At 58.6% G+C, this 12,329-nt stretch carries 8 protein-coding genes; 3 read left to right on the top strand and 5 right to left on the bottom strand.

Annotated elements, in window-relative coordinates:
- Positions 1–372 precede the first annotated feature (372 nt).
- The 4 genes from urtA to atzF form a co-directional block, all read right to left on the bottom strand.
- Entirely contained in the window at positions 373–1,644 is a 1,272-nt protein-coding gene (gene urtA, locus GKAS_RS19875; protein WP_035896745.1) for an urea ABC transporter substrate-binding protein, read from the bottom strand.
- A 65-nt stretch (positions 1,645–1,709) separates the two neighbouring features.
- The gene (locus GKAS_RS19870) at positions 1,710–2,408 is read right to left on the bottom strand and encodes a GntR family transcriptional regulator (protein WP_051910815.1); all 699 of its coding nucleotides are present in this window, start codon (positions 2,406–2,408) and stop codon (positions 1,710–1,712) included.
- Between the two features lie 10 nt (positions 2,409–2,418).
- Positions 2,419–6,036 (bottom strand): urea carboxylase, encoded by a 3,618-nt coding sequence (uca, locus tag GKAS_RS19865; RefSeq protein WP_035896744.1) that lies wholly within the window; start codon positions 6,034–6,036, stop codon positions 2,419–2,421.
- Complete coding sequence (gene atzF / locus GKAS_RS19860) at positions 6,029–7,831, bottom strand: allophanate hydrolase (RefSeq protein WP_035896743.1); 1,803 nt, start codon at positions 7,829–7,831, stop codon at positions 6,029–6,031. The genes uca and atzF overlap by 8 nt, the downstream gene beginning before the upstream one ends.
- A gap of 410 nt (positions 7,832–8,241) precedes the next feature.
- On the opposite strand from atzF, the gene GKAS_RS19855 reads away from it, so the two are divergent.
- Positions 8,242–9,705: a T6SS phospholipase effector Tle1-like catalytic domain-containing protein gene (locus tag GKAS_RS19855; protein ID WP_081918586.1), complete on the top strand. Its 1,464-nt coding sequence runs from the start codon at positions 8,242–8,244 to the stop codon at positions 9,703–9,705.
- Between the two features lie 88 nt (positions 9,706–9,793).
- Here GKAS_RS19855 and GKAS_RS19850 read toward each other — a convergent pair whose 3' ends face one another.
- Positions 9,794–10,528: an SDR family oxidoreductase gene (locus tag GKAS_RS19850; RefSeq protein WP_035896741.1), complete on the bottom strand. Its 735-nt coding sequence runs from the start codon at positions 10,526–10,528 to the stop codon at positions 9,794–9,796.
- A gap of 96 nt (positions 10,529–10,624) precedes the next feature.
- Between GKAS_RS19850 and GKAS_RS19845 the strand changes: the two genes are divergently transcribed.
- Both GKAS_RS19845 and GKAS_RS19840 read left to right on the top strand, forming a co-directional pair.
- Positions 10,625–11,461 (top strand): LysR family transcriptional regulator, encoded by an 837-nt coding sequence (locus tag GKAS_RS19845; RefSeq protein ID WP_035896739.1) that lies wholly within the window; start codon positions 10,625–10,627, stop codon positions 11,459–11,461.
- A gap of 96 nt (positions 11,462–11,557) precedes the next feature.
- Complete coding sequence (locus tag GKAS_RS19840) at positions 11,558–12,184, top strand: LysE family transporter (protein WP_035896736.1); 627 nt, start codon at positions 11,558–11,560, stop codon at positions 12,182–12,184.
- Positions 12,185–12,329: the final 145 nt, after the last annotated feature.

Here is a 12,329-nt window from a genome sequence, read left to right as displayed (position 1 = left end):
CGCTGGAAATCGGCGAGACGGAGAATGGAAGACAAGGTCAGGACGCCATGGATGGCGGACTGAGGCGAACCGAGACAGGGACAAAATTGCCGGGAGCAATTTTGAACAACGCTTGCGTTGGCCCCGAAGGGGCGAGGCCCATGGATGGGCCGAGTAATCTCGAGTTTCGCCGTGCCGCAGGCTGGAGTTCGTAGGCGAGCGCAGTGCGAAGCACCGATTTCCCTGCGGGGCCGCGGGGATTGTTAAGGGGGATGCGGTTATCCCCCTTAACACGTTCACCGGTGAAATATCCTCATATTCTACCTAACGTGAAGTGAACGGAACCTTTCACCTTACTAACAAATACCAGGTTATCCTCACCACGACCAAACCTTACTTCCCACCCGTTTTCACCGGCGTATCCGGCTTCTTATCATTCCCCGGAATGTACGGGCTCCACGGCTGCGCACGCACCGGCTTATCGGTGTTCCACACCACGTTAAACTGACCGTTCTCTTCAATTTCACCAATCATCACCGGCTTATGCAGATGGTGGTTCGTCGCATCCATAGTCAGCGTAAAACCGCTCGGCGCAGCGAAAGTCTGCCCGGCCATCGCCGCGCGGACTTTATCCACATCGGTCGTCCCCGCCTTCTCTACCGCCTGCGCCCACATATGAATACCCACATAAGTCGCTTCCATCGGGTCGTTGGTCACCACGGTATCGGCGTTCGGCAGCTTGTGCGCTTTGGCGTAAGCGCGGTAATCAGCGACAAACTTCTCATTCACCGGGTTGCTCACCGACTCAAAGTAGTTCCACGCCGCCAGATGCCCCACCAGCGGCTTGGTATCAATACCGCGCAGCTCTTCTTCACCAACGGAGAACGCCACCACCGGTACGTCGGTGGCTTTGATGCCCTGGTTGGCCAGCTCTTTGTAGAACGGCACGTTAGAGTCACCGTTAATGGTGGAGATCACCGCCGTTTTACCGCCTGCGGAGAATTTTTTGATGTTAGCCACGATGGTCTGGTAGTCGCTATAACCAAACGGCGTGTAGACCTCTTCAATGTCTTTATCCTGAACCCCTTTCGAGTGTAGGAAGGCGCGCAGGATCTTATTGGTGGTGCGCGGATAGACGTAGTCGGTGCCGAGCAGGAAGAAACGCTTCGCGCCGCCGCCGTCTTCGCTCATCATATATTCCACCGCTGGAATCGCCTGCTGGTTTGGCGCCGCGCCGGTGTAGAAGACGTTTGGCGACATCTCTTCGCCTTCATACTGCACCGGATAGAACAGCAGGCCGTTCAGCTCTTCAAACACCGGCAGCACCGATTTACGTGATACCGAGGTCCAGCAGCCGAACACCGCCGCCACTTTATCCTGCGTCAGCAGCTGACGCGCTTTCTCGGCAAACAGCGGCCAGTTGGAGGCCGGGTCAACCACTACCGGTTCGAGCTTTTTACCCAGCACGCCGCCCTTGGCGTTAATCTCATCGATGGTCATCAGCGCCACGTCCTTCAGCGGCGTTTCGGAAATCGCCATAGTGCCGGAGAGCGAATGCATAATGCCGATTTTAATGGTGTCTGCTGCGTACGCCTGCAAAGAGAAGCCCATGCTTAAAAAGGTGGCCGACAGGGCAAATGCTTTCAGTAAAGAACGTCTTTTCATGACCAAAACCCCTAAACGATATTGAGTGATAAATGTTCCCCACCGGAATGGGGCGGATGCCGCAACTACGGTGAAACGGGTTGTAAACGGGCCTGCTGAAGCCGGTGTAGGGTTATTTTTCTGACCTCGGCCTTACTCTGTGAAATATGCGCAGTGAGGATCCGCTGCGCCTCTTCGGTTTGCTGCTGCTCAATGGCGCGAAGCACCTGCGCGTGTTCGCTGTAGGTCGCATCCACGCGATCCTCGCGGGTAAAGTCGAGGTGGCGAATAATGCGCATTTTTTCCGTCAACTCGACGTGCACCCGCGCCATCTCGCCGTTACCGGTGGCGCTCACCAGCGCGGTATGAAACGCCTCGTCGTGACGCGAGAGCTCCTTGCCCGGCGGCATCTGCGGCGCATCGCACCAGAAGGCGAGCAGCGGCGCGAGATGCGCCGCACGCGCAGGCGTCGGCATGGCACATAGGCGCTTCACCGCTTCCATTTCCAGCACGATGCGAAAGTCGTACAACGCTTCGAAATAGGTGAAATCGAACGGTTTCACCTGCCAGCCGCTGCGCGAATAAACCTGCACATAGCCTTCATGCTCCAGCCAGAACAGCGCCTGACGCACCGGCGTGCGGCTGGCCGCCATACGTTCGGAGATTTCGTTTTCACTAAAGTGCTCGCCGGGCATCAGGCGGAAATCAAAAATGTCGTTTTTCAGCGCCAGATAGATACGCTCCGCCAGCCCCACCGTGCGCTTTTTGCCGTTCGCTTGCGTCATACGCCGCTCCCTATTCCAGCCACAGCAGCGCGTCGCCAGGGCTCACCGGGCGGCCCGGCTGACAGCCGATGCGTTTAACAATGCCCGCCTGCGGGGCGTGAATGGCCAGCTCCATTTTCATCGCTTCCACGATGATGAGCGGCTGACCGGCTTCCACCGCCTCGCCCGGCGCAACCAGCACTTTCCAGATATTGCCGTTCATATCGGCAGCCACCGGCAGCGCGCCATCGTCGATGTCCTCTTCCTGCATCGGTAGCAGGCTTTCACCCTCGGCCTCCTGGTCGTCCAGGTGCCAGCGCTCGACCTCCGCTTCAAATGCCGCAGACTGAAGCTGGCGGAAACGAGCGATATCAGCGGCGTTGTCATCAAGGAACTGCAGATGCTCGGCGAAGTCGAACACCGTCTCTTCAATGCGCACCGCCGCGCGGCCTTCGCGGAAATCGTCGCGCAGCACAGAGAGCTCCGCTTCGCTCACCGGATAGAAACGCACCTGGTCGAAGAAGCGCAGCAGCCACGGCTCGCCGTCGTTGAACTGCTCATTTTTGAGGAACTTGTTCCAGATGGGCAGCGTGCGCCCCACCAGCTGATAGCCGCCCGGCGAGTCCATGCCGTAGATGCACATGTACATGCCGCCAATGCCCACCGTGCCTTCAGCGGTGAAGGTGCGCGCCGGGTTGTACTTCGAGCTCAGCAGGCGGTGGCGCGGGTCGATTGGTACCGCACACGGCGCACCGAGATAGACGTCACCCAGCCCCAGAATCAGGTAGCTGGCATCAAACAGGGTCTCCATCACCGCTTCACGGTTCGGCAGGCCGTTAATGCGCTGGATAAAATCGACGTTGTTCGGCAGCCACGGCGCGGTCGCACGCACGGTATCGGCGTAGCGGCTGACGGCATCCAGCGTGGCGCTGTCTTCAAAGGCCATCGGCAGATGGACGATGCGCGACGGCACCTTCATACGGCTGACGTCGCCAATGCGCGCCTCTTGCTCCAGCAGCAGCGCTACCAGCGCGGGCTGGCTGATTTCACGGCTGTCGTAACGCACCTGTAGCGAACGTACGCCAGGGGAAAGCTCTTTAATGCCCGGATGCGCCAGTTCGCGCAAATGCTCCATCAGCACGTGAACGCGCAGTCGCAGCGCCAGATCCAGCACGTTTTCGCCGTACTCAATCAGGATGTAGTTGTCGCCCGCCTGACGATAAACGATCGCCGGGGTGCTGAAGGTGGCGGGCAGCGACACCAGCCCGGCGGCGGAAACGCCGTCACGGTCGGCAAGCGACGGCATGGCAAATTCACGCAGCGCGGTGGTTTGCAGGGTTTCAACGCTGCGGTCCTGGGCGTTTTCCCGCGCCACCGCGTCTTCCACGCTAATCAGGTAGAATCGAATGCGGTCGCCCGGCTTCACCTGCCCCACTTTCCACAGCTCCGCTTTGGCGATGGTCACCGGGCAGACAAAGCCGCCGAGGCTTGGGCCATCGCGGGTGAGGATCACCGGGAAGTCGCCGGTAAAGTTGATCGCGCCAATGGCGTATTCGCAGTCATGAACGTTCGACGGATGCAGCCCCGCTTCGCCGCCGTTCGGCCGCGTCCAGCTTGGTTTTGGGCCCACCAGACGGACGCCGAGACGGTTAGAGTTGTAGTGCACCTGCCAGTCGCTGGCAAAGAACTCGTCGATAGACTCCTGAGTGAAGAAGTCCGGCGCGCCGTGCGGCCCGTAAAGCACGCCAATACGCCAGACGTCGCCGTATTCAGGGATTAATGCCGCAGACAGCGCCTGTGGTTCAGAAACCGGCGCGGGCGTGGTGCAGGCGGCAATATCCGGACGCGAAATAGACAGCAGATCCGCGACCTTCAGCGTGCGCCCCGCGTGACCACCAAACTGACCCAGCGCGAAAGTGGAACGGCTACCGAGATAGACCGGCACATCAAGGCCGTTACGCACCGCCAGATAGCCACGACAACCGCTCTGCGCGCGCCCGAGGCTCAGGGTTTGCCCCGCTTTCACCGTCACCGGTTGCCACATCGGCACCTCTTCATCGTCCAGCTTCGCCTGACAATCGGCCCCGGTCAGAGCAATCAGCGCATCAGCGTGGAATTGCAGCACCGGCCCTTGCAGGGTGAATTCCAGCCCGGCCGCCGATTCATGGTTGCCGACAATCCGGTTCGCCAGACGGAAGGCAAAGTCATCCATTGGGCCAGACGGCGGCACGCCGATATCCCAGTAGCCCTGACGGCCCGGATAATCCTGCACGCTGCTCCAGGTGCCGGGTTGCAGTACTTCAATCATTGGCGATTGCGCCACCACGCTATCCAGCATCCGCGTCCAGGCGGTACCGCTGACAAAGGCCTCGCTGGCGGTTATCTGCCGCAGGTAGTCGAGGTTGGTGGCAATGCCGTGCAGCCGCGTGGCGTCGAGCGCTGCCGCCAGTTTTGCCAGCGCCGCGGCGCGGGTCGGTGCATGAACAATCAGCTTGGCGATCATCGGGTCGTAAAACGCGGAAACTTCGCTGCCGGTGGTGACGCCGGTATCAATGCGTACATCGTCAGGGAAGACCACTTCGCTCAGTACGCCGGGGCTCGGCTGGAAGTTTTTCAGCGGGCTTTCGGCATAAATACGCACTTCAATCGCCGCCCCTTGCGGCGCCTGCGCCAGACGCGCCCAGTCGATAGGCTCGTCTGCCGCCACGCGCAGCATGCACTCCACCAGATCCAGCCCGGTCACGCATTCGGTCACCGGGTGCTCAACCTGTAAACGGGTATTCACTTCGAGGAAATAAAACGCGTCCAGCGCGGCATCGTAGATAAATTCCACCGTCCCGGCGCTGCGGTAGTTCACCAGCTTACCGAGCTGCACCGCGGCATCGAGAATCGCTTTGCGGGTCGTCGCCGGGAGATTCGGCGCAGGCGTCTCTTCCACCACTTTCTGGTTGCGGCGCTGGAGCGAGCAATCGCGCTCGCCGAGCGCCACCACGTTGCCTTTACCGTCGCCAAATATCTGCACTTCGATATGGCGTGCGCGATCCACGCAGCGCTCAACAAACACTCCGGCATCGCTAAAGAACTGCTCGCCCAGACGGCGTACGCTTTCCCAGCCCTGCGCCAGCGCCTGCGCATCGGCGCAGCGCGTCAGGCCAATCCCGCCGCCGCCCGCCGTGCTTTTCAGCATTACCGGATAGCCAATGTTCTGCGCGGCTTCCAGCGCGTCGTCGAGGGAATTGAGCAGCCCGGTCCCCGGCGTCATCGGGACGCCCGCTTCGGCGGCCAGTTCGCGAGCACGGTGCTTCAGGCCAAATTCGCCAATCTGCTGGGCGGTTGGGCCAATAAACACGATGCCCGCCTTGTCACAGGCATCGGCAAACGGCAGGCTTTCTGAGAGAAAACCGTAGCCGGGCCAGATGGCCTGCGCCCCGCTTTCCCGCGCGGCGGCAATAATCGAGTCAATCTTCAGATAGCTGTCGCTGGCCTTTTCGCCGCCCAGCGCCAACGCGATATCGGCCTGCTTAACGTGTTCAGCGTTTTTATCCGCGTCGGAGTAAACCGCAACGCTGGTGATGCCCAGACGTTTCAGGGTTCGGATCGCGCGGCAGGCAATTTCACCACGGTTGGCAATTAGCACGGTGTTAAACATGATGGTTCTCCTTACGGGCAACCCAATGCCGCCAGCCCTTAAATTCGGTAATATCCACGGCGTCATTCAGCGCCGCCGGTTCACAGATAAAGCCTTTCACCCAGCGGCCATCGCAGAGCTCCAGCGAGCCAATACCCAGTGGCGACGGTATTTCCGCTACGAACTCGCCAAAGCGCGCCAGCGGGATATCCCACAGCTCCACCTCAATCGCCGCGCCGGATGCGTCGCGAGCCAGCCCCGGCTTTTGCGGCTGGGTATTCGTCAGTGCGTAGAGGCGATAGGTCGCCGCCGTCTGCGTGGCTTCGACAAAGACCGCGTTGCGGGTGGTGAGCTGGAAGTTGAGCGGCATACCGCGCAAGTGCGCGCCAACCACGGCAATGCGCACGTGATGCGGCGACGACGGCAGCGCGGCGTCGCCTGGCGTTAACGGCAGCCCGGTCGCCCCCAGCGGCAGCGCAAGCTGCTGCTGCCAGCGGCGGCCAAAATCGGCCAGCGCCCGGTCGTGCCACGCGGGGGCAATCAGGGTGATCCCCGCAGGCAGACCATCGGCACGGAACGGCGCGGGCAGCGCCAGCGCGCTGAGGTCAGCCAGATTGGTAAAGTTGGTGTAGGTACCAAACTGGGAGTTGAAGCGAATGGGCTCCTGCTCCATCTCCTTTAAGGTGTGGATGGTTGGCGACGTTGGCACCACCAGCGCGTCGACTTCGCCCAGCGTCCGCTGGATTTTTTGCGCCAGCTCGGCGCGCAGGTATTCGGCGTTGTAGGCATCCACCGCGCTGTAGTTGAGGCCCGCAGAGACGATGGTGTAAACGGTCGGGTCCATCTGTTCAGGATGCTGAATCATGTCGCCCACTGCCGCCGTACGCTCGGCCACCCACGGCCCCTGATACAGCTGTTCGGCAAGCTGAGTAAACGCTGAAAAGTCGATAGGTTTCAGCGTGACGCCGCTTTCACACAGCGCATCGATAGCCTGTTCCCAGGCCGCCTGCGCCTGAACGTCGCCGAAAAAGTTCAGCGTTTCCGGTACGGCGAAGGTCGGGGTCGATGGCAGCGCCGCAGGCGTGGTCGCAGGATGCGCGCGCGAGTAGGCGTCTTCACTATCTACGCCGCCCGCCAGCGAGGCGATATAAAACGCGTCGTCCACCGTCAGGGCAAAGACCGACAGCGTGTCGTTGAGGCGACAGGCAGGCACCACGCCTTTAGCTGAGAGCCAGCCTTTGGTCGGTTTGAGGCCGACGATATTGTTAAACCCGGCTGGCACGCGCCCAGAACCGGCGGTGTCGGTGCCAAAGGCGAACGGCACCAGGCCACGCGCCACCACGGAGGCCGAGCCTGAGCTGGAGCCGCCGCTGACGTAATCGGGATTGAATGTGTTGACCACAGCGCCGTAGGGGGAGCGCGTGCCCACCAGCCCGGTAGCGAACTGGTCGAGGTTAGTTTTGCCGATAACAATCGCCCCGGCGGCTTTCAGCCGGGCAACCGCCGTCGCATCCTGCTCGGCAATATATTCAAACGCCGGACAGGCCGCCGTGGTCGGCCATCCGGCCACATCTACGTTGTCTTTGACCGCAAAAGGAATACCGAATAATGGCAGGGCGTCGGGGTTATTCTGATAAAGCGGTATTAACACCGCTAATTGTGCTTTCAGCTGCGCTTCGTTGGCTATCATCAGCCATGCGTTATCTTCCACCGGGAAGGTATTAATATGTTCAAGTAAACGAGTAAGAACAGATTCACTGTCCTGACTGATTTGCTGACGCCACGCGGCCAGCGTTTGTCCTGTCATTAATGCCATCGTTGAATCCCTGTTGGTATACAAGATGGAATTCAATTAGCAAGGCACATGCCAAATATTTAACACACTGATTTAAATTAACTTTTAAATAAAAACGCAAAGTAATAAGAATATTTCGGCGCACCGTAAAAGGACATCAAGCGCAATAATAGTGCAGCAGGTCATAGGAAAAACAAATATAACAAAGGAGGGTCAAAATAATTATTTATGAAGATGACCGCAGCGATAACGCCGACATTGATGTGTCTATTACATTTTATTTCACGGGCAATCGGGAGAACGCTTAGCTGCAAAACCCTGGTTGGTTACGCCTCCTTACAAACAAACGAATGCGCGGTATAGCCCCTTTTTTATATGTTGTGCCATATTGGGCACGATTGACAGAATATCCTTAAGGACAAGGGGGTTTTATGGAGCGGGACGAGAAAAAAATGCGGGAAATCACGCTGACCATCGGCGTGTTTTTCGATGGCACGGGCAACAATGCGAACAATAGCTGCAGCCGTCAGACGGCCAGCACGGCAGAACCTTCTGCAACGAACGCCGTTCAGAAACTCTGCGGCACGGCAGCGGGAAGTTATCTCGGTTATTACACCAACATTCACTGGCTCCATACGCTGTACAACCAGGGCATAACGCCTGATACAGGGGCCGGTCAATACGCTATTTATATCGAAGGTATCGGAACCGAAGATGGCGCGGGGGACTGCACGTTCGGGATGGGGACTGGCCTCGGCAGAAGCGGTGTAGTGAGTAAAACCGACAAGGCCGTCGCGGCGCTGGCGGCCTGTATCCAGAGCTACGTAAGCCGGCATGCTAAAGCGCGTTCCTGCGTCATTAAAGAGGTACAGTTTGATATTTTCGGCTTCAGCCGGGGAGCGGCGGCGGCACGACATTTTGCCAACCGGGTATTCGCCCAGGAAAACGCGATTATCGCAGCCATTAAAGCCGGGCTGAAAGGGCTTGAATTTACCGGCACGCCCGGCGGGAAAACACGCTTTCTGGGGATATTTGATACCGTAGCGGCTATCGGTACGCCGGCTAATGGCCTTAATCCGCATAGCGCCGATACCGGGGATGTTAATCTGCTACTGCGCCCAGGCGTGGCTCAGCGCGTTTTCCACATCACCGCGCAGCACGAATGTCGGTTTAATTTCGTGTTGAACAGCGTAAAACCAGCGTGGCCGGAACTGGCCCTGCCTGGTGCGCATTCCGACATTGGCGGCGGCTATAACCCTGATGAACACGAAACCTACTTCCTTACCCGCCCTCAGTTTGAAACCGTCCCCCTTTCCACTCCCGATACCAAAACGCGCATTTATCAGCAGACCGGCGAGCAGCTCAGCGCGATGGGGAGCTACCCAACCATTGCGCCGCTATTGCATACGGTGGCGATAAATACGGCGACCTGGTATGACGATCGGATGCCCACCGACCGTTACGGTACGTTTCAGAAACGAAGCGCGGCGGCGGCCGTTATCGACCGTCCCACGCGCAATGACTGGTCAAAAGTGGTGCTGCGAGTGATGCTGGACGCGGCGCAGGAGGCGGGCGTGATATTTTATCCAATCGATGAAACCGCTGGTGATTTTGCGTTACAAGCGGAGCTCAGAAACCTGTGTGACAAAGCTATCATGATGGGGCGCGCCGCCCGCAACGGCCAGTCTGCGATGGGCTTTACGACGCCGGAAATTGAGATGCTGGCAGAAAAATATATTCACTGTTCAGCGAACTGGAACAGCGTGGAGCGGGATAGTCGCGGCATGATAACCGGCGCGGTCTGCCCTGCGGAGCTGGTGACCTTCACTAACCGGCCAGATGAACGCTGGCAGCGAACGGTCTACGACATGGATGGAAACAAAAGAGGAAAATAGACGTGAGGAACGACTAACGGTTCCTCGCGTCTGCGTGGCCAAAAATCAGCTTTATTATCCGCTGATTTTTGGCATCAATCCTGACTTATCACGCGCCCTGACGGGTCGCCGCCAGCACAATTTCACGGATACAAACGTACTGCGGCTGGGAATAGGCGTATTCAATGGCGTGCGCCACGTCTTCCGGGCTCAGCACTTTACCGCCCATATCCTGTTTCCAGCTCTGGTAACCGGCTTTGATGTCGTCGCTGGTGGTATGGCTCAGCAGTTCGGTTTCCACCGCACCCGGGGCAATCACCACCACGCGCACGTTGTGCGGCGACAGCTCTTCACGCAGGTTTTCGGACAGGCCGTGCACCGCAAACTTGGTGCCAACGTAGACCACGTGGTTCGGGAAGGTTTTGCGCCCGGCAATGGAGCTGATGTTGATGATGGTGCCCGCTTTGCGCTCAATCATCCCTTTGGTTACCGCGTGAACGCCGTTCAGCAAACCCTTCACGTTCACGTCGATCATCTGCTCCCATTCGTCTGGGTTTTGGCTGTCGATATTGCCCAGCAGCATCACGCCCGCGTTGTTGACCATCGCGTCAACCGGCCCAAACTGCTGTTCCGCTTCGGCAACAGCGTCGGCCACTGCCTGACGGTTAGTGACGTCCACCGAGCGACACAGGGTGCGCGGCAGGTTCAGCGCCGTCATACGATCCACGCGACGCGCCAGCAGAAGGAGCGCATGTCCACGTTCTGACAGCAGTTTTGCGGTGGCCAGGCCAATCCCGGAGCTGGCGCCGGTAATCACGACTAATGGTTTAGATGCAGCGTTCATTTGACTTCCTCATAAATAAAATTGATGGCGCTACTTTAAATCCGGATAAGAATGGTGAAAAATGGTTTGTTTTTTTCACAGCCATAAAATAAATCTATGGATAAGCGACAGCTCAGCGCCTTCATCTGCGTATTCGAAGAGCGCAACATTACCCGTGCGGCTGAACAGTTAAGTCTGACACAGCCTGCGCTCTCCGCCACCGTGAAAGCGCTGGAAGAGGAACTCGGCACGCAGCTTTTTGTGCGTAAGCCCCGCGGCGTGGAGGTGACGGAAGATGCGCGCGCGCTCTATCCGCACGCCTGCCGGATGCTCCAGGAGATGGCGGCCCTCACCTCACGCTTTCGTAAACGTCAGGATGGCATGCCGCTGAGTATCGGCGTGGAGCAGGACGTTGCTTCGCCGTGTCTGGCATCGCTGCTGGAAAAAATTCATCTTGAAATGCCGGACATGCTGGTGACGCTCGATCCGGGCTGTACCGGGGATATCCGCCTTGGCTGTGAGAGTTTGCGCTGCGAAGACGAGCTGTTTATGCCGCTGTTCGACGAGCACTATATGCTGGCCTTTCCGAGCAGCCACCCGCTGGCGCAGGTGGCGGAGCTGACGCTGGAGCAGCTTTATAGCCACCCGTGGGTGATGTACCCGGTCCACGATTCTCATCAGCGCTTCCTGCCGTTTTACGGCACGGCGGCCGGCGCACCCAGCGCCAATGCGGGCAGCTTTACGCTGGCGCTGGATCTGGTCGAAGCGGGGTTTGGTCTGGCGATTGCGCCGCACTCGCTGATAGAAACCCGCTGCGACCTCAGCGCAAGGCCGCTGCCGGGGTATCCGTTGTTACGACGAATTGGCATTTGTTATGCCGTACAGGCGGTGGAGAATCCGGCGGTTAACCGGCTGCTGGAGCGGCTCAACGAGGTGACAGCGTTGGCGGGATAAAGCCCAGAGGATTACGCGGAAACCTTGATTCTGGTCATAGTGACTTTTGTGATCCCGCTCTAATTTATTCGCCTTCCTGATAAGAGACCACCCCCAATGTTCATACCTTCCATTGGTGCAACGGCCTTCGTTGCATCTATTGCTACGCTCGGCATTTTATCACCCGGCCCGGACTTCTTTATGGTCATTAAAAACGCCGCGCGCTATCGCCGACTGCCCGCCATGATGACCGCCTTTGGCATCACCTGCGGCGTACTGACGCATATGTCTTACTGTGTGGCGGGGCTGGCGGTGGTCATCACCACCACGCCGTGGCTGTTTGATATTCTGAAATACGCAGGCGCCGCCTACCTTATCTGGGTGGGGCTGCTGGCACTGCTGGCGCGCGGGCATAAGAGTATGGATATGACCGGCGTCACTTTGCAGGAAACCTCGCTGAAAAAGGCGTTTCTCCAGGGCTACTTGTGTAACCTGCTGAACCCGAAAGCGACGCTGTTTTTCCTCTCTATTTTTACTCAGGTACTGAACGTGAATTCCGGTTTCCCGGAGAAACTGTGGTACGCCGGGGTGATCCTCACCGTGTCCGTTATCTGGTGGCCGATGCTGGTGGTGCTGATTCAGAGCGCACCGGTACGTCGCGGACTGGCGAAGGCGCAGAAGGTTATCGATAAGATGTTGGGCGGGCTGCTGATTGCGCTGGGGATTAAGGTGGCGCTGAGCTAGCGCCTGACATCGCAGGGACAAATATCACCTATCGCTCCCCTCTCCACCATGGGAAGAGGACTAGGGTGAAGGAATGATTTCCGAGCATGAACCCTCACCCCAACCCTCTCCCTTAAAAAGGGAGAGGGGGCTGATTGTGCTCGTT

The organism is Kluyvera ascorbata ATCC 33433 (assembly GCF_000735365.1).
GTDB lineage: Bacteria > Pseudomonadota > Gammaproteobacteria > Enterobacterales > Enterobacteriaceae > Kluyvera > Kluyvera ascorbata.
The sequence above is the reverse complement of the archived record's forward strand: the minus strand, read 5'-3'. Positions and strand labels throughout refer to the sequence as shown.